The organism is Vibrio brasiliensis LMG 20546 (genome assembly GCF_000189255.1).
Taxonomy (GTDB): domain Bacteria; phylum Pseudomonadota; class Gammaproteobacteria; order Enterobacterales; family Vibrionaceae; genus Vibrio; species Vibrio brasiliensis.
In genome coordinates this window covers 57,452-76,579 of record NZ_AEVS01000031.1, presented here as the reverse complement: position 1 = coordinate 76,579, position 19,128 = coordinate 57,452, and the positions used below count along the sequence as shown (strand labels likewise).

At 46.7% G+C, this 19,128-nt stretch carries 18 protein-coding genes; 7 read left to right on the top strand and 11 right to left on the bottom strand.

All coding sequences use genetic code 11. From position 1 onward, the window contains the following. Nucleotides 1–201 precede the first annotated feature (201 nt). Nucleotides 202–1,605, top strand: a complete 1,404-nt coding sequence (locus RH46_RS05365; protein WP_006878384.1) for an amidohydrolase — start codon at nucleotides 202–204, stop codon at nucleotides 1,603–1,605. A 90-nt stretch (nucleotides 1,606–1,695) separates the two neighbouring features. On the opposite strand, the gene motX is transcribed toward RH46_RS05365, so the two are convergent. The 7 genes from motX to kefG form a co-directional block, all read right to left on the bottom strand. Further along, nucleotides 1,696–2,334: a flagellar protein MotX gene (gene motX / locus RH46_RS05360; RefSeq protein ID WP_006878383.1), complete on the bottom strand. Its 639-nt coding sequence runs from the start codon at nucleotides 2,332–2,334 to the stop codon at nucleotides 1,696–1,698. Between the two features lie 228 nt (nucleotides 2,335–2,562). Then, entirely contained in the window at nucleotides 2,563–3,879 is a 1,317-nt protein-coding gene (locus RH46_RS05355) for an adenylosuccinate synthase (RefSeq protein ID WP_006878381.1), read from the bottom strand. Nucleotides 3,880–4,051: 172 nt separating this feature from the next. Further along, entirely contained in the window at nucleotides 4,052–4,993 is a 942-nt protein-coding gene (locus tag RH46_RS05350; protein ID WP_006878380.1) for an isoaspartyl peptidase/L-asparaginase family protein, read from the bottom strand. A 100-nt stretch (nucleotides 4,994–5,093) separates the two neighbouring features. Beyond that, complete coding sequence (gene slyD, locus RH46_RS05345; protein WP_006878379.1) at nucleotides 5,094–5,675, bottom strand: peptidylprolyl isomerase; 582 nt, start codon at nucleotides 5,673–5,675, stop codon at nucleotides 5,094–5,096. Nucleotides 5,676–5,768: 93 nt separating this feature from the next. Further along, nucleotides 5,769–5,963: a YheV family putative zinc ribbon protein gene (locus tag RH46_RS05340; RefSeq protein ID WP_006878377.1), complete on the bottom strand. Its 195-nt coding sequence runs from the start codon at nucleotides 5,961–5,963 to the stop codon at nucleotides 5,769–5,771. Nucleotides 5,964–5,980: 17 nt separating this feature from the next. After that, nucleotides 5,981–7,777: a glutathione-regulated potassium-efflux system protein KefB gene (kefB, locus tag RH46_RS05335; protein ID WP_006878376.1), complete on the bottom strand. Its 1,797-nt coding sequence runs from the start codon at nucleotides 7,775–7,777 to the stop codon at nucleotides 5,981–5,983. Then, entirely contained in the window at nucleotides 7,767–8,354 is a 588-nt protein-coding gene (kefG, locus tag RH46_RS05330) for a glutathione-regulated potassium-efflux system ancillary protein KefG (protein ID WP_006878375.1), read from the bottom strand. Before kefG ends, kefB begins: the two co-directional genes overlap by 11 nt. 159 nt (nucleotides 8,355–8,513) lie before the next feature. Between kefG and RH46_RS05325 the strand changes: the two genes are divergently transcribed. The 6 genes from RH46_RS05325 (at nucleotide 8,514) to crp (ending at nucleotide 13,987) form a co-directional block, all read left to right on the top strand. After that, nucleotides 8,514–10,436, top strand: a complete 1,923-nt coding sequence (locus RH46_RS05325; protein WP_006878374.1) for an ABC transporter ATP-binding protein — start codon at nucleotides 8,514–8,516, stop codon at nucleotides 10,434–10,436. Then, entirely contained in the window at nucleotides 10,433–10,912 is a 480-nt protein-coding gene (locus RH46_RS05320; RefSeq protein WP_006878373.1) for a TIGR02444 family protein, read from the top strand. The genes RH46_RS05325 and RH46_RS05320 overlap by 4 nt, the downstream gene beginning before the upstream one ends. Nucleotides 10,913–10,921: 9 nt before the next feature. Continuing rightward, complete coding sequence (locus RH46_RS05315; RefSeq protein WP_006878372.1) at nucleotides 10,922–11,899, top strand: hydrolase; 978 nt, start codon at nucleotides 10,922–10,924, stop codon at nucleotides 11,897–11,899. Between the two features lie 42 nt (nucleotides 11,900–11,941). Continuing rightward, entirely contained in the window at nucleotides 11,942–12,154 is a 213-nt protein-coding gene (locus RH46_RS05310; protein WP_006878371.1) for a YheU family protein, read from the top strand. A gap of 88 nt (nucleotides 12,155–12,242) precedes the next feature. Next, entirely contained in the window at nucleotides 12,243–13,112 is an 870-nt protein-coding gene (locus RH46_RS05305) for a phosphoribulokinase (RefSeq protein WP_006878370.1), read from the top strand. Nucleotides 13,113–13,354: 242 nt separating this feature from the next. Continuing rightward, entirely contained in the window at nucleotides 13,355–13,987 is a 633-nt protein-coding gene (crp, locus tag RH46_RS05300; RefSeq protein WP_004410522.1) for a cAMP-activated global transcriptional regulator CRP, read from the top strand. Between the two features lie 196 nt (nucleotides 13,988–14,183). On the opposite strand, the gene RH46_RS05295 is transcribed toward crp, so the two are convergent. The 4 genes from RH46_RS05295 to RH46_RS05280 all read right to left on the bottom strand — a co-directional run bounded on the left by RH46_RS05295 (nucleotide 14,184) and on the right by RH46_RS05280 (nucleotide 19,107). Beyond that, nucleotides 14,184–14,975 (bottom strand): DUF1338 domain-containing protein, encoded by a 792-nt coding sequence (locus RH46_RS05295; RefSeq protein ID WP_006878369.1) that lies wholly within the window; start codon nucleotides 14,973–14,975, stop codon nucleotides 14,184–14,186. Nucleotides 14,976–15,151: 176 nt separating this feature from the next. Then, a complete protein-coding gene (gene astD / locus RH46_RS05290) occupies nucleotides 15,152–16,609 on the bottom strand; it encodes a succinylglutamate-semialdehyde dehydrogenase (RefSeq protein WP_006878367.1) in 1,458 nt (485 codons plus the stop codon). A gap of 35 nt (nucleotides 16,610–16,644) precedes the next feature. Beyond that, nucleotides 16,645–17,664: an arginine N-succinyltransferase gene (astA, locus tag RH46_RS05285; protein ID WP_006878366.1), complete on the bottom strand. Its 1,020-nt coding sequence runs from the start codon at nucleotides 17,662–17,664 to the stop codon at nucleotides 16,645–16,647. Between the two features lie 228 nt (nucleotides 17,665–17,892). Continuing rightward, nucleotides 17,893–19,107: an aspartate aminotransferase family protein gene (locus RH46_RS05280; protein WP_006878365.1), complete on the bottom strand. Its 1,215-nt coding sequence runs from the start codon at nucleotides 19,105–19,107 to the stop codon at nucleotides 17,893–17,895. Nucleotides 19,108–19,128 lie beyond the last annotated feature (21 nt).

Below are 19,128 nucleotides of genomic sequence, written 5' to 3'. Positions count from 1 at the left end.
GGTATAAGCTACAGTTTAGTAAGATCAAAAACGCGTTTTTTCATCGTCTTTTTCATAACTTAGCATCACTTATAACAAGCCTTCACATCATACGATAAAGATCACACTTCATTGCAACCCATAAAGCAAACGATTGCAGCGAGTAAAGAAAGAGGTATTATTCAGGAAAATTTTACTTCCCTTTTTACCGTGAGTATTACTATGAGTATTAAACGCTCTCTCCTTTCAGCAGCCATTGCTGGCTTATTTTCTTTCTCTGCGAATGCCGCTGACAAAGTCGATCTAATGATCACTGACGCAATGGTTCTGACTATGAATCAGGATAAAACCGTTTATCAAAACGGCACTGTGGTTGTAGACGGTAATAAGATCGTTGCTGTAGGTGATGATTCACTGGCACAGAAATACACGGCTCGTCAGGTTCTGGATGTGGACGGTGACATCGTGATGCCTGGTCTGATTAATACTCATACTCACGTATCGATGACTGTATTCCGCTCTCTGGCTGATGATGTGCCAGATCGCCTGCACCGCTACATTTTCCCACTTGAGTCTAAGTTGGTATCGCGCGACATGGTACGAATTGGCGCTAATCTGGGTAACGTTGAGATGGTGAAAGGTGGTGTCACTACTTACGCAGATATGTACTACTTCGAAGATGAAGTGGCTAAAACAGTTGATAAGATTGGTATGCGCGCCATCCTTGGTGAAACGGTCATCAAATTCCCAGTCGCCGATGCGGCAAATGCAGACGAAGGCATTAAGTACGCGTTGAACTTTATCGAACAATATAAAGACCATCCGCGTATCACTCCTGCGTTTGCCCCACACGCTCCGTACACCAACACAACGGAAACTCTGCAAAAAATCGCTAAGCTATCACTTGAACATGATGTTCCGGTAATGATTCATCTCGCCGAATCTCACCGAGAAGAAGAAAAGATTGCCGAGCGTGCCGATGGCATGTCACCCGTTCAGTACATGCATAGCATTGGCGCACTCAACAAGAATCTGGTTGGTGCGCACATGATTCTGGTTGATGATCAGGATATTCAATTGGTTAAAGAGTCAGGTATGGGCGTCGCTCATAACATGAGTGCTAACATCAAGTCGGCGAAAGGCGTATCGCCAGCACTTAAGATGTACGATGAAGGTGTACGCATTGGTCTGGGTACCGACGGCCCAATGTCTGGCAATACACTAAGTACAATCGACGAATTCAATCAGGTCGCTAAGGTTCATAAGCTGGTCAATAAGGACCGCGCCGCGATGCCACCACTTAAAGTGATTGATATGGCGACCATGGGTGCCGCGAAAGCGCTACAAATGGAAGATAAGATCGGTTCACTTGAAGTTGGCAAACTGGCTGACATCATTGTAGTCGATACAAAAGCGCCAAACATGATCCCAGTTTACAACCCATATTCAGCTCTGGTTTACTCAGCTAACTCTGCCAACGTTCGTCACTCTATCGTCGATGGTAAAGTTCTGATGAAGGACCGCAATATGCTAACTGTCGATGAAGCAGCAATTCGCCAAGAAGCACTTGAGTTCACCGACGTGGTTCGTAAGACAGTCGTCGAATCTGGTGAAGTGGTTCAGTAGCCAAAGTAAGAGACAAAAATGCCCAGCTTTTGCTGGGCATTTTTTTACAAACTACTCCGAGTGCAGGAAGAGTATGTTTGTGGAGTCTGTTTACCAGAATGTGTCGCGTTTCTTAGCTCGCGCAATAATGTTCTGTGGCATACGGCGTTCAAGACCCTGCCTTAACACGCTAATTCGCTTATGGGTACGCTGATCCGCCGTAACAGAGTTATACAACCAACGGTAGGCATCTTCATAATCCAGCGGGCTGCCGTAATCACGCAGCAGTAACTCAGCGAGGTGAATACGCGCATTGAGGTTGCCCATCGCCGCGGCCTCACGTAAGTAAGGAATCGCACGCTCTTTATCTTGCTGAACGAGTGTGCCGCGTGAATAGTAACGACCAATTTGTTCCAATGCTGCTGGTAAACCCTGATGAGCAGCATTTTCCATGTAGTAGAGACCCAACTCTACATCCTGATTGACACATACGCCCCACGCCAGCATATCCCCGTATAAAAATTCATACGCAGGTAAGCTGATGCGAGTTGCACGCGCAACAATATCCTCAACAAGCTGACAGTTATCGGCTTTAACACGCTCTAAATGCTGATTGTTGTTGATAAGTTTAATTAGTTCGGCTTCGGTATAAATAGGTATCGGCTCACCGATCTCAGGCTGTTCGTTTGCCTGTACCACTGAGGCACTTAACGCCAATACCATCGAAGCAGCTAATTTTCTTAGCTTCATTTTCTGCACTCTTAACTTCGACTATAGATACTGAACCTGGCTCAGTACCTGATTTGCCACAAACGCGGCAAGCTTGATACTAGTATCGGCAATCGTTGCTAACTCTTTAATCAAAATTGCCGCTCTATGGCAAATTGTTGCCGTAACTATCGAGAATCGCAAGAAAAATGGTTATAAAAAAACCGGCGCCAAAGCACCGGTTTTTTAAAAGCTCTCAACAATCAGAGATTAAGATTCAAATGGGTGAACCTTGATGATTGTTTCGTTACGGTCTGGACCTGTAGAAATGATGTCTACAGTCACACCAGTTAGCTCTTCAATACGTTTGATGTAGTCTAGAGCAGCTTTTGGCAGAGCATCGATTGATGTCGCACCAAATGTGTTCTCAGACCAACCTGGCATTGTTTCGTAGATTGGAGTTGCTTCTTCGAATGCTTCAGCAGCCATTGGAGAAACTTCTAGGATAGAACCATCTTTCATCTTGTAACCAGTACAGATTTTTAGTTCTTCCAGACCATCTAGAACGTCTAGTTTAGTTAGACAGAAGCCAGAGATTGAGTTGATTTGTACTGCACGACGCATAGCAACTGCATCAAACCAACCAGTACGGCGTAGACGACCTGTTGTAGCACCAAACTCTTGGCCAACATCACCAAGGTGCTTACCAACTGGGTCTTGCTTGTCTAGACCATCGTACAATTCTGTTGGGAACGGACCTGAACCAACGCGAGTACAGTAAGCCTTAGTGATACCAAGGATGTAACCGATATGGCGTGGACCAAAACCAGAACCTGCAGCAACACCACCAGCAGTAGTGTTAGAAGAAGTTACGTATGGGTAAGTACCGTGGTCGATATCTAGTAGAGTACCTTGAGCACCTTCAAACATGATCTTGTCGCCGCGCTTACGTGCTGCATCAAGTTCATCAGTTACGTCGATAACCATTGAAGTTAGTAGGTCAGCATAACCCATGCACTGCTCTAGTACTTCGTCGTAGCTTACTGGTTCAGCTTTGTAGAAGTGCTCAAGCTGGAAGTTATGGAATTCCATTACTTCTTTTAGTTTCTCAGCGAATACTTCTTTATCGAATAGGTCACCAACGCGTAGGCCGCGACGAGCAACTTTATCTTCGTATGCTGGACCGATACCACGACCAGTAGTACCAATTGCTTTGTTACCACGAGCGATTTCACGCGCCTGGTCAATTGCAATGTGGTAAGGAAGAATTAGAGGACAAGCTTCAGAAACGAAAAGACGCTCACGCACAGGAATACCGCGCTCTTCTAGAGGCTTCATTTCTTTGATTAAAGCTTCAGGTGAAAGTACTACACCATTACCGATAACACATTTGATGTTATCGCGAAGGATACCTGATGGAATTAAGTGAAGAACGGTTTTTTGACCGTCAATGACTAGAGTGTGGCCTGCATTGTGACCGCCTTGGTAGCGAACCACATATTTTGCATCTTCAGTTAAAAGGTCAACAATTTTACCTTTACCTTCGTCACCCCATTGGGTGCCTAGAACGACTACGTTATTTCCCATCTTTCCAGTTCTGATTGCTAGTTAAAAATGGATTCTAGCACTGAATCACATTTCTTGCAGTCATTTTTTAATCATGCAAGTGTAATATGGTGCAAATCCATTGAAGGTTAAAATAAGACCGAAATAAATCAGCCTGTTAGATTAAGTGTTAGAGCTATCGTCTCTAAAACGGCTATTCATCAGCATAGATCTTAACTGACAAATTGCCATTCACATCGATTCCAGCGCGGTACATACCCGAACTGTTCATAGCAAAATGAAGCTTACCCTGGCCATCAACAGCGATAAGGCCACCTTCTCCACCCATCTCTTTTAGCTCACCCTGAATGACTGTTTCACTCGCGGTATGCACATCTTCTTTGAGATAACGCATTCGAGCTGCAACATCTCCGGCGACAGTTTTACGGATGAAGTATTCACCCATACCTGTGGTAGAGACCGCAACATTACCATTTTCAGCGTAAGTACCGGCCCCAATGATTGATGAGTCTCCTACCCGACCATATTTTTTATTGGTCACACCGCCGGTACTGGTTGCAGCAGCCAGATTGCCATGTTGGTCTAACGCTACCGCGCCAACTGTGCCGTACTTTTTGTCATCAGGGTATTTGGACTCAGACAGGGCAAACAACCCCTTCTCTTTCATCGATAACAACTGCTCATAGCGACGCTCAGTAAAGAAGTAATCTTGTTCTGTGTACTCATAGCCCAGTTCAAAAGCAAACTCTTCCGCCCCTTCACCGATAAGTAGGACATGGTTACTCTTATCCATCACATCGCGGGCTAACTCGATTGGGTTGCGAATATGGCGCACACCAGCCACTGCACCAGCATTGAGCTCTTTACCGTGCATGACCGAAGCATCCATTTCGACCATCTCTTTGTTAGTCAGCACCGAGCCTTTACCAGCATTAAAGTTGGCTGAGTCTTCGAGAACTTTCACCGCAGAAACGACAGCCTCTAACGCATCACCGGATTCAAGCAATATCTTGTGGCCTGCGCGAACCGACGCTTCGAGATCAGCCAGGATAGACGCCTTAAGTTCTTCACTCATCTGTTCACGTAAGATGGTTCCGGCTCCGCCGTGTATGGCAATCGAGAAAGGTTGAGTCATTGTTTGCTCTCCATTACAACCTGACAGGGTTAGTGATCAAAAAAGGCGCTCCCCACACCAGCAGGAAACGCCTTTTGAATACTTAGCTAAACACTAATAATTAGTGTGAGCCGCAGCTACCGCCACCGCAGCAGCCGTCTTTTTTCTCTTCACCGTGGTCATGGCCTTCGCCACCACAGCAACCACCTTCGTGATCGTGGTCATGACCACAGCCACCAGCCTGGTGTACGTGACCGTGTTCGATCTCTTCTGCAGTCGCTTCACGTAGAGCAACAACTTCTACGTCGAATGTTAGTGTTTGACCAGCAAGCATGTGGTTACCATCAACAACCACTTCATCACCGTCTACTTCTGTAACTTCAACAGGGATTGGGCCCTGGTCAGTATCAGCCAGGAAGCGCATACCAACTTCAATCTGATCAACACCTTGGAATACGTTAGCAGGAACGCGTTGTACAAGTGCGTCGTTGTGCTCACCGTAAGCTTCTTCAGGAGAAACTGTTACAGAGAACTTAGCACCCGCTTCTTTACCTTCTAGAGCAGTTTCAAGACCAGTGATTAGGTTGTTGTTACCGTGAAGGTAATCTAATGGCGCGTCAGCTGTAGATTGATCAACGACCACACCGTCTTCCAGTTTTACTTGGTAAGCAAGACTTACAACTACGTTCTTTTCAATTTTCATATTGACTCCAAGGAGGATAAAGGACTCTGACAATCGTCAGAGCCGGCAAACTTTCTATGGGGCATATTATGGGGATGATTTAGAGAAACTCAATCAATCCGGCTTAAAAATACCAATCATATCCTGACCACCATGATCGCTGGTGTCCACAGATTCTGGTGCTCGCTTATCTTGATGTCCGCACTCAACGCACTCTACTAATTCAATATTGTTCTCTATCCACCAGCGCAAAGTGTCTTGCTGAGAGCACTTTGGACAGCTGGCGCCTGCGATAAATCTTTTTTTCATCTCATTTATTTCACTAGTTAATCCCAGAAGTTTTTCGATTGCTGATCGTTCTCTAACTCACGGCCAAAAATCTCTTCCAGTTCTTTACGGGCTTCTTTGGCTCTTTGGGCCAATTGTTTATCATCATTGTGCTGAGGAAGCAGCTCCTTCAGCATAGCATTATCAAGTTTTCGAAAGTGCGCTTCAGCTCTCTTTGCCTGATAAGGGTGCATCCCTAAATTGACCAGAGCTTGTCGACCTAAATCTAAAGCACCTAAGAAGGTCTCACGAGAATAGCTCTCTACTCCATGACTGAGTAGCTGATAAGCTTCAACACGGCTACGAGCACGCGCTAAGAGTTTCAAGCGAGGAAAATGGGTCTGACACAACTCAATAATCTTCATGATCTCATCAGGCGAATCCGTACAGATAATCATTGCCTCAGCTTTATCTGCTCCTGCAGCACGCAACAGGTCGAGTTGCGTCGCATCACCATAAAACACTTTATAGCCGTACTTACGCAACAACTGAATCTGGCTGGCATCGCTTTCCAATACCGTCACTTTGATTTTGTTGGCATACATCAGACGACCAATGATCTGACCAAAACGACCAAAGCCAGCAATAATCACTCGTGGCTGCTTGTTAATGACATCACTTTTCAAACCTTCCGCCGTCTCTGCATTCAGTCCTCGTGCGTACCACTTACTTTGTGCCATCAGCAACAATGGCGTCGTCACCATAGACAGACTGACCACGACTAGCAGAAACGCGGTCTGTGGCGGGTCTAACAGACCTTCGCTGCTTGCTGCAGTAAAGATAACGAAAGCGAACTCACCACCCTGACTCAAAATCGCAGCGATCTTACTGCGAGATTTAGCGCGACTACCGGACAAACGGGCAAGCAGATAAATAATCAGGCCTTTTACAACCACCAGACCAATCACCGCTGATAGCACAGCAAGAGGTTCCAGAGCCAACAAGCCAAGGTTTACTGCCATACCGACAGCGATAAAGAATAAACCGAGTAGAAGCCCTTTGAATGGTTCAATAGCAATTTCCAATTCGTGTCGGTACTCGCTTTCAGCAAGTAGGACACCCGCTAAGAAAGTTCCGAGTGCCATCGACAGGCCAAGCTGTTTCATTAGCAAAGCGATACCGATGACCAGTAACAGCGCCGCCACGGTAAATAGCTCTCGTACACCACTGAGGACGACGTATCGGAAAAGAGGTCTGAGTAAGAAATGGCCACCGACTAAAAGTCCACCAACACCTGCCAGCATCCATAGCGCATCTAACCAGTCCCCGGCGGTATTGCCAGCCAGAATAGGCAGTAATGCCAACATCGGAATAACGGCTATATCCTGGAATAACAACACCGCAAAACCAGACTGACCCGTTTCACCGCCTCCCAAACCTTGTTCTTCGATGACCTTCAGTGCTATCGCCGTAGAGGAAAGAGCTAAGCCCATGCCAATAACCACACTGGTTTGCCACGTAGTGCCCGCGATATAGGCGACACAGGCTATCACCAAAGTGGTTACCACAACCTGAGCACCACCCAAGCCGAGGATCGGTCCCCGCATCTGGAAAAGCTTTTTAGGATTCAGTTCAAGGCCAATTAGGAACAGCAGCAGGACTACGCCAAATTCGGCGAAATGGAGAATAGCTTCGACGTCACTGATTAATCTCAGCCCCCAAGGACCGATTGCGACACCCGCTAATAAATAGCCCAGTACCGATCCCAAACCAAGACGTTGTGCAATTGGAACTGCTACTACTGCAGCAGCAAGAAAAATGACTCCACTCTGTAGAAAATCACTTTCAAGCGCCATTCTCACCTCCTACTACATCAGGCAAATCAATTTGCAGAGGATCATTTAGCCACTGTCGGTAACGCTCAGCATGCTGATAGCGTTCCATTTCAGATACATTTCGCGCCCAGTACAAGACCAGCGGTTCTATCCAATGCATCTGACACAGCGCTGCTGTCAATTCGAATGGTTGAAGGATTTCCGCTAACGGATAGCGGTTATAACCTGTTTTTGCAAAAGCCCCTTCCTGGCCACCTGTGGTAATAACACTTCGCCAGTATTTACCTTTTAAAGCTTCCCCTTTACCAAAAGCGAAACCTTTACCTAGAACTCTATCTAACCACTCTTTAAGTAATGCCGGGCACGAATACATAAACAGTGGATGGTGGAAGACGATAACATCATGCTCGTTGAGCAGTTGGTGTTCTGCACTGACATCAATAAAGAAGTCAGGATAATGTGCATATAGATCGTGCACGGTGACGTGATCAAGCGATTCAATTTTCTTGATCATGATTTGATTAGCCACAGATGTCTGTGACTCTGGATGGGCATACAACACCAGTACCTTGGGCTTGTCGGATGATAGATTCTTCATTCGTTCGACAGCAATCCTTTTATTATTTATAGCCTACTCAGCGTTATTTATCGTTATCAGTTTGTTATACGTTGTTAGCCGCGATAACGCAATGATCGACATAGCTTGTTAAGTGCCCTACTATTCGACGCAATACGAGTAAAGACAAAGCAAAAGATTATGATTACCTTCTCTGGCATACAGCTTCTTCGTGGTGGTAAGCCACTTCTTGAACAAGCTTCTGCAACTATCCAGCCTGGCGACAAAGTCGGTCTGGTCGGCAAAAACGGTTGTGGTAAATCCACGCTATTCGCCTTGATTAAGGACGAGCTTTCTATTGATGCAGGTAACTTTAGCAAGCCTGCACATTGGGAGATGGCGTGGGTAGCGCAGGAAACACCCGCTCTAGAACGCAGTGCTCTTGAATATGTCATTGATGGTGACCGCGAATATCGTCGCCTTGAGTCTGAGTTACTCGAAGCCGAACAAAAGGATAACGGCACACTGGTTGCTGAGATCCACGGGAAGATTGAAACCATTGGCGGCTACAGTATCCGAGCCCGCGCCGCAGAACTTCTTGATGGTCTGGGCTTTAGCCAACCGCAGATGAGTTGGAACCTGACCCAATTCTCTGGTGGCTGGCGTATGCGTCTTAACCTGGCTCAGGCACTTCTGTGTCGCTCTGATCTACTGCTACTCGATGAGCCTACTAACCACTTGGATCTTGATGCTGTGATGTGGCTGGAGCGCTGGCTACAAAACTACCCTGGCACATTGGTGCTGATTTCCCACGACCGTGACTTCCTCGATCCAATCGTTGGCCGGGTCATTCATGTTGAGAACCAGCAACTCAATGAGTACACAGGTAACTACTCATCATTCGAAGAACAACGTGCACAAAAGCTCATCCTGCAACAAGCTCAGTTCGAGAAGCAGCAAAAGCAGATGTCGCACATGCAAAGCTACATTGACCGTTTCCGCTACAAGGCATCTAAAGCCCGTCAGGCACAAAGCCGTATCAAAGCACTGGAGCGTATGGAAAAGGTATTGCCGGCTCAGCTGGATAACCCATTTAGCTTCCAGTTCCGCGACCCGGATGCGCTGCCAAACCCGATCATCATGATGGACGAAGTGTCTGCTGGCTACGACGACAACCTAATTCTGGAGAAGATTCGCCTTAATCTGGTTCCGGGCAGCCGCATTGGTCTGCTTGGCCGTAACGGTGCTGGTAAGTCGACACTTATCAAACTGCTTTCTCGTGAGCTTAAGCCACAAGGCGGCGATCTGACTTACTCGCAAGGGGTTAAGATTGGCTACTTTGCTCAGCACCAGCTTGAGACCCTTCATCCAGAAGAGACGCCATTGCAGCATATGATGCAGATTGCGCCGGACAAAAATGAGCTTGAGCTGCGTAATTACCTCGGCAGCTTTGGCTTCCAGGGAGACAAAGCGTTAGAAAAAGTGGCGCCTTTCTCAGGTGGAGAAAAAGCGCGTCTGGTTCTGGCATTAATCGTGTGGCAAAAGCCGAACCTATTGCTCCTCGATGAACCGACCAACCACCTTGATCTTGATATGCGTCAGGCACTCACCCTGGCACTGCAGACATTTGAAGGTGCTATGGTCATCGTATCGCACGACCGTTACCTACTCCGTGCAACGACCGATGATCTCTATCTGGTTCACGACCGCCAAGTCGCACCATTTGATGGAGACTTAAATGACTATTACAAATGGTTGACTGAGCAGCAGAAAACTGAGCGCCGCGAAGCTCAGGCACAGCAGCCAGAGAAAAAGTCCGAGAACAGCGCAGCAGCGAAAAAAGACCAAAAACGTCGTGAAGCAGAATTTCGCAAACTGACGGCACCTATTCGCAAAAACCTGACAAAGCTAGAAGAAAAAATGGATAAGTTGGGGGAAGCCTTAGCTCAGGCAGAGGCCCAATTATCAGATAACTCACTTTATGACGCCGAAAATAAAGCTAAACTTAACGAAGTATTAGCACTTCAAGCCGACAGCAAAGGATCGCTTGAAGAGGTAGAAATGGAGTGGATGGCTCTACAGGAAGAGCTAGAGCAGATGGAACAGGAGTTCAATAGTCAATGAGTTCAAAGCGCGCCTCAATCTCTTTAACCCTCGAACGCTTATGGCAATTTAGCCTGCAGTACTACAGCGTGCGAGAAGTAAAAGAGGCGTGCTTAAATCTGCAGAACCAATTTAAAGGTAACGTAAACCTGCTGTTGTTACTCAAGTGGCTTGATGAACAGCAGGTCTGCTTCGGCGAAGAGGATTGGCACCGAGTCGAAGAGTGCCTTGGCCGTTCTGAAGCCTTACTGCTCTCCTATCGTGAGCTACGACGTAAACTTAAACTCCACCTTCCTGATACACTTTATCGTGAGTCGCTCCAGTTTGAGCTGCAGTTGGAAAAGCAGCAACAGTCAGACTTAGTCGACTGTATCAACACCATCGAGCTAACTGTTAATCACGGTGAGCCTCTGACTTTGCGCTACTGCCGCCAACTTGGTGGAGAACAGCTCTATTCAGCCTTTGCTGAACCAATAGATAATATTGCCAACCTCTAGAGAGCCTTTATGACTCAATTTGTTGCCGCTAAAGGATTAGCCAATCCACACCTACAAACACTTGCTCCGCGTTTTATCCGCAAGAAAGCTCTGTTCGAGCCAGTGTGGCAGACCCTAGATACGCCTGATGGTGACTTTCTTGATATCGCCTGGAGTGAGGATATTGATGAGCAGTCAAAAGCTGACAAGCCTATTTTTGTTCTGTTCCATGGTCTGGAAGGCTGTTTCTATAGCCCTTATGCCAATGGCCTCATGGATGCGTTTGCCAAACAGGGTTGGCTTTCGGTCATGATGCACTTCCGCGGTTGTAGCGGTAAGCCAAATAAGCTGGCAAGAGCCTACCATTCCGGAGAAGTGGAAGATGCGCGTTTCTTCCTCGAGTACCTCGATCAGACATTCCCTAACCGCACAAAAGTGGCGGTAGGTATTTCTCTGGGCGGTAATATGCTCGCCAACTACCTGGCCAAATACAACAGTCAGCCACTACTCGATGCTGCAACCATAGTATCTGCGCCGCTCGACCTGTCGGCTTGTTCAGAGCGTATCGAACAAGGTTTCTCTAAGCTGTATAAGAACTACTTACTGTCATCACTAAAGAAGAGTGCGCTGCAGAAACACCATCTGCTCAAAGGCGAACTGGGACTGAGCTACCAAAACATCAAACGCGTGACCAGACTGTACGAATTTGATGACCTTATCACTGCGCCACTGCATGGGTTTAAAGATGCTGAAGATTACTATCATCAGTGTTCAGGCATTCATCGCCTCAAAGAGATTACTCTGCCAACACAGATCATCCACGCTAAGGATGACCCATTTATGACCGAAGAGGTCATTCCCAAGTATGTGCTTCCTGATAACATCGACTACCGACTGTTTGAACAGGGCGGCCACGTTGGATTTGTAACCGGAAGCGCCCTAAAACCTAGATTCTGGCTAGAAGAAGCACTCCCTGCCTACTATGAAAGTCTCGCGGCTTCGGCATAATAACGCTGCTCAATACACCGAACATAAAGTGAAGAGGTATTTATGATCGTCCCATGGCAACAAATTGAACCAGAAACACTGGATAACTTAATTCGTGAGTTTGTTCTCCGCGAAGGTACTGACTACGGCAATGTAGAAGTCTCATTGCAAGACAAGGTAGACCAAATCCGCTCTCAGTTAGAGTCAGGTGAAGCCGTCGTGGTTTATTCAGAGCTGCACGAAAGTGTCGATATTCAGCTCAAGAACCGCTTCTGATTTAGAGAACTGCGTACAGTCAATGTCTGCTAAAGCATGTTATAGTGGGCTTTGATTCATGGAATGTTATTAACAGACAAGGTTTGTCATGTCAGCTAAACACCCAATTATTGCCGTGACTGGTTCATCAGGCGCTGGCACCACAACTACCTCAGAAGCCTTCCGCAAGATGTTCAATATGATGAACGTTAAAGCGGCGTGGGTTGAAGGGGATAGTTTTCACCGTTTTACTCGCCCTGAAATGGATGTCGAAATCCGTAAAGCGCGCGAGCAAGGTCGTCACATCAGTTACTTTGGTCCGCAAGCTAACGACTTCGGTGGTCTGGCAGAGTTCTTCCGTAAGTTCGGACAAGAAGGTACGGGTCAGGTACGTCGTTATCTGCACACTTTTGATGAAGCCGTACCTTACAACCAGATGCCGGGTACATTTACCCCATGGCAGGATCTGCCTGAGAGCTCTGACGTACTCTTTTATGAAGGTCTGCATGGCGGTGTCGTGGATGGCGACGTCAACGTTGCTCAACATGTCGATTTTCTGATTGGCATGGTACCGATCGTTAACTTAGAGTGGATTCAGAAGTTTGTCCGTGACACTCGTGACCGAGGCCACTCGCGTGAAGCGGTAATGGATTCGATCGTGCGTTCAATGGACGATTACCTCAACTACATTACCCCGCAGTTTTCGCGTACCCACATCAACTTTCAGCGTGTTCCTACGGTCGATACCTCTAACCCATTAAATGCAAAAGGTATCCCTAGTCTGGATGAGAGTTTCGTTGTAATTCGACTGCGCGGTATTAAAAACGTCGATTACCCATACCTACTAGCAATGATTGATGGCTCATTCATGTCACGCCACAACACCATTGTTGTGCCGGGCGGTAAGATGAGTTTTGCGATGGAATTAATTGTTCGCCCTATCCTGCAGCAATTAATCGAAACGGGCAAAATAGGTTAAAGCTCACAACTAGAACACGATTACTTTTCATACCGTGATCATGTGCACAGTTTTGCGTACTAAAAACCCTATTGTACCCGATTAAAATCAAGAAATAATGCGCGAAAAAGGATACTATTTGTAGCCGACATACAAGTTGGCTTGCAGCATTTAAAAAGTGCTCTTATCCTAGTAGGTCTTAATTAAGGCTTAGCTAAAACATGGAAAGCGGCAAGCGTACCCTGCAGAGGAAGTGAGATATTATGGTTCTAGGTAAACCTCAAACCGACCCAACATTAGAGTGGTTCCTTTCACATTGTCATATTCATAAGTACCCTTCAAAAAGCACGCTAATTCACGCGGGCGAGAAAGCAGAGACTTTGTACTACATCGTTAAAGGTTCTGTAGCGGTTCTTATCAAAGACGAAGAAGGTAAGGAAATGATCCTTTCTTACCTAAACCAAGGTGACTTCATCGGCGAACTTGGTCTATTCGAAGAAGACCAGGAGCGTACCGCATGGGTTCGTGCAAAATCTCCTTGTGAAGTTGCGGAAATCTCATTCAAGAAATTCCGTCAGCTTATCCAAGTGAACCCGGATATCTTAATGCGTCTTTCAGCGCAGATGGCAAGTCGTCTACAAGTAACTAGCCAAAAAGTGGGCGACCTTGCATTCCTAGACGTAACTGGTCGTATTGCTCAAACGCTACTTAACCTAGCGAAGCAACCAGATGCAATGACTCACCCAGACGGCATGCAAATCAAGATCACTCGTCAGGAAATCGGTCAGATCGTTGGCTGTTCTCGTGAGACAGTTGGTCGTATCTTGAAGATGCTTGAAGAGCAGAACCTGATTTCTGCACACGGTAAGACAATCGTTGTTTACGGCACTCGTTAATTTCGATTAACCGATAAAATTATAAAAGCCACCAATGGAGACATTGGTGGCTTTTTGTTTTCTATCTTTTAGACATAAGTCCCTACAAAAATTCGGTGTCAGAGACTTACTCATCAGCTATAACGCGCACCTCTCGAAGGACGAAGTCCGAACTCGATTCTCGGAGCGAAGCGGTCTAGATTCTCGCTTCTGCTCTTTACCCGTTAGTACTTTCGAAGATCTTGTCAGCAGACGCTGCGACAAATCCTGGGTAAAGTTCACCGTTACTCATTGGGTAACGCTTAGCAAACTCGTAGAAACCGCCTGGGATGATTTCACTACCTTCAGTAAACTGAACGGCAACTTTGTCAGCCATTGTAGAAGACTGCTCTAGTAATACGTCAGGAGAGCCTTTCACTTCGCCACCAAACTCGTTGATAGTAAAGCCAGCTGAGCGAAGGTGATCATTAACACCTTTCACCTCATCAAACGCATTAAGTTGGTTAACACTGACAGTAAAGTGGTTCGCACCGTAACCATGGGCAGCTAACCAGGAAGCGTACTCGCTCTCTTTAGCCAGCGTCTGGAAATCAGCGTAGCTTAGATCCCACAAACGACCGCCATACAAGAACTCATGACCTTTTAGCTTATCGCTGTCTACTTGCTCTACTAGCTTGGCAACGATAGCTTGTAGCTCACTAGAGCACTCATCAACTTTAAGTTCACTGATGAAGACTTTTGGCTGTTTTGGATCTGGGTGTTCGAAGTGTTTCGCAGCAAGTTTTTTGCTTTCAAAAACATACTCACCACAAGGTTTATAACCTGCATCCAGAAATGGCTGTGCAAGAGTTGCGATACCTAGTGGCTCTACATTGAAAGTACGTAGTGCGATGTGGTCATTGATCAGTGCTTCATTTTCTTGCAGAAGTTGATGCACTTTTTCAGCAGAGGGACACAAGCGTTGAATATAGTCATTCCATAACTGTTGGAATAGAACATCTGGCGTCATAACGCCTCCTTGTATAGAGGTTGTTTACGTTTTAGGGATACTCATTATTGTTATAAAAGAGGCCACCTGACCAAAAGTGTCCAGAAATCTGATCAGACAGCCGTCAAGCTTGACGTTTAAAAATGCCTCCCGGCTCAGGGAGGCAAAAAGGGAAAACTTTAAACGAAGTTATCTTCCTATAGCTCAACGCCCGGGCTTAAGGTCGCTGGAAGAACAGTTTCTCCCCCTTCCATTGAAGCCATAGGGTAAGCACAGTAATCAGCTGCGTAGTACGCACTTGGTCTCAGGTTGCCAGAAGCGCCCGGGCCGCCAAACGGCGCATCACCACTTGCACCTGTCAGCTGACGGTTACGGTTCACGATGCCCGCGCGAATGTGGTCAACAAAGTAGTCCCACTCGCTGTCATCCGTTGATACAAGACCAGCTGATAGACCAAAGCGTGTATCGTTAGCCAGTTCAACCGCTTTCTCAAGACCTTGGTAGCGGACAACCTGAAGTAGTGGACCGAAGTACTCTTCATCAGGTAATTCAGCAATCGCAGTTACGTCGATAATACCCGGAGTAACGAATGCTGCTTCTCCCGCTTTCGCTTCGATGAGACTCTCACCACCAAGCTTTTGCAGGTTCGCTTGCGCCGCAAGAATGAAATCAGCAGCCGCTTTTGAAATCTGTGGGCCCATAAATGGTGCTGGTTCTGCAAATGGCTGGTCGACACGAATCTTATTGGTTGCTTCAACGAGCTTGCTGACTAACAGATCGCCCTTCTCGCCAACAGGAACATACAGACGACGTGCACATGTACAACGCTGACCGGCACTGATAAACGCAGACTGAATAATGGTGTACACCGTCGCATCCACATCGCCATAGTTATCAGAGATAACCATCGGGTTGTTACCGCCCATCTCAAGCGCCAACATTTTACCCGGCTGACCAGCGAACTGACGGTGAAGGATGTGACCAGTATTTGCACTACCAGTGAATAGGACACCGTCCAGACCTTTTGAATCAGCCAGTGCGATACCAGTCTCTTTAGCACCCTGAACCAGGTTGATAACGCCTTTTGGCAGACCAACCTGATCCCATAGTTTCATTGCAAACTCACCGGTCAATGGTGTCTGCTCGGAAGGTTTGAAGACTACCGTGTTACCAGCAAGTAGTGCCGGTACGATGTGACCATTTGGCAGGTGACCTGGGAAGTTGTATGGACCAAACACAGCCATCACGCCAAGTGGGCGGTGACGCAATACGATTTGGTTACCGGCAGCTTCACGCTGAGCTTCACCAGTACGGTCATGATAAGCACGGATAGAGATAGCGATTTTACCTGCCATAGCAGCGGCTTCAGTACGCGTTTCCCAGATAGGTTTACCCGTCTCTTTAGCAATGATCTGCGCGATCTCTTCACTGTTCTCTTTCACTTTCTCGGCAAAAGCCAGAACCAAAGCTTCACGTTCAGCAAAGCTCATTTTCTTCCAGCCAACAAATGCGCTGCGAGCAGCAGATACCGCTTGCTCAACCTGCTGTGGCGTTGCACTCACGCCCTGCCAGATTACTTCATTGTTATATGGACTGATTGAGTCCATAGACTCGCCTTGGCCCGCAACCCAATCTCCGGCAATCCAATGTGTCATAATTTGTTCCTTCACACTCTTCTAAATACTTGGCTTTACTGAGCCAACATACGAACGAATTCGCCTTCACTTACTTTCAGTGCTTGCGCTACTTCAGGAGAAAGAATCACTGTCTCTGAAGCCTGGTCGTAAGCACCTTTAGCTGCCGCAGCACGGAAATCTTCAAACGATGTGTTTGAGATTAAGTAGTCTTGAGAACTTGTATGCTCCGCGATGGTCACTTTAGCTCGGAAAGAGTGGCGTACCGACTCGATGTTACGTACATCACACTCAACTGTAGGGCCACCATCGAAAATATCGACGTAGTTACGGCAAGTGAAACCTTCTTTCTCTAGTAAGCGTAGAGCAGGTTTAGTGTTGTCATGTACCTGACCAATAACCGCCTGAGCTTCTTTGCTTAGTAGGTTGATGTAAATTGGTAGCTTAGGCATAAGATCGGCGATGAAACCTTTCTTACCAATACCTGTCAGGTAGTCAGCCATAGTGAAGTCAATTGAGAAGAAGTGCTCTTGCAGCCATTGCCAGAACGGTGAATTACCTTCTTCGTCTGAAACGCCACGCATTTCAGCAAATACCGTTTTTGAGAAGCGGTGTGGGTGCTCTGCCATCATTAAGAAACGACACTTAGACATCAAACGACCGTTGAGACCACCACGGAAAGTTGGTCTTAAGAACAGAGTACAGATTTCACTACAACCGGTGTAGTTATTACCAAATGTCAGTAGTTTCACCACATTGTTTACACCTAGCTTCGCTGATGAGTGAACAATGGTACTGATATGGTATGAGTAAAAAGGAACATCCCAACCGATAGAGGCTTCGATACCTGTACAACCAGCGACTTCGCCAGTTTCACTATCAAAGCCCACCATTAGGTAACCTTCATCACCTGGTTCAGTGACGTCTGGTTTAGTAAAGCTGTACTCTGAATGAGTAATTCGGTTTGTTAACAGTTCTTCGTTAACTGGTAGAGATGTGAATCCGTGACCTGACTCTACTGCACATGTATGCAGCGCATCGTAGTCCGACATTGCGATAGGGCGAACAACCAGCATCGATACTCCCTCCTGATGCAGGATACCAATGCTACCGGTCATCTATTCGTTCTTGCTGGTTAAAATCGCTGATAACTGCGTTGCAGCTTTTGAAGTTAGGCCCGCTAGCTCGCTGCAAGCTGCGCCTTGTTCTAAGCGATTTTTCCTGCGCAATTACCCGAACATATGACAGGTAGCACTGGTATAGGGGAGAGCTATTGAAAACAGCCCCCCCGGTTTGTTGAATTATTATTTAACTAGTGTAGATAGTGCTTTATCTAGTCTTGCTAGACCTTCTTCGATCTCTTCTTTGCTGATCACTAGTGATGGTGTGAAACGAACAACATTAGTACCAGCAACAAGAACCATCAGGCCCTCTTTGCCCGCAGCAACAAGAACGTCACGAGCTCGACCTTGCCACTCATCGTTCAGTGCAGCACCAAGTAGCAGACCTTTACCGCGTACTTCAGCGAACATGTTGTACTTGTCATTCAGTTTAGCTAAACCTTCACGGAACATTGCTTCACGCTCAGCAACACCGGCTAGTGTTTCAGGAGCGCTAACCACGTCAACCACAGCTTCAGCAACAGCACACGCTAGTGGGTTACCGCCGTACGTAGAGCCGTGAGTACCGACTTTAAGATGCTTAGACAGCTCTGTAGTTGTCAGCATTGCACCGATTGGGAAACCACCACCTAGTGACTTAGCAGTGCTCAGAATATCTGGCGTTACACCCAGACCTTGGTACGCGTAGAAGTTACCAGTACGACCGTTACCTGTTTGTACTTCATCAAAGATAAGTAGTGCGTTGTGCTTATCACACAGCTCACGAACAGTTTGAACAAACTCGTCTGTTGGTGAAATGATGCCACCTTCGCCTTGTAGAGGCTCCATCATGATCGCACATGTACGATCTGAGATGTGCTCACGAAGTGCTTCAACATCGTTGTATGGTAGGTGAGTTACATCGCCTGGTTTAGGACCAAAGCCATCTGAATAAGCAGCCTGGCCACCAACAGTTACCGTAAAGAATGTACGGCCGTGGAAACCCTGTTTAAATGCGATGATTTCTGATTTTTCAGGACCAAACTTGTCAGCTGCGTAACGACGAGCAAGTTTTAGAGCTGCTTCGTTAGCTTCTGCGCCTGAGTTAGCAAAGAATACTTTCTCAGCAAAACATACGTCTGTTAGCTTTTTCGCTAGACGCAGCGCAGGCTCGTTAGTCATAACGTTACTCAGGTGCCAAAGCTTTTGACCCTGCTCTGTTAGTGCATTCACCATTGCTGGGTGACAATGACCTAGACAGCTCACGGCGATACCACCAGCAAAGTCGATGTATTCTGTACCTTGCTGATCCCAAACACGAGCACCCTCGCCTTTTACTGGGATCATTTCCATTGGGTTATAACAAGGTACCATTACCTCATCAAACAAACCGCGTTCTACTTTATTTTGTTCAGTCATTGCACATTCCCTCTAGATACC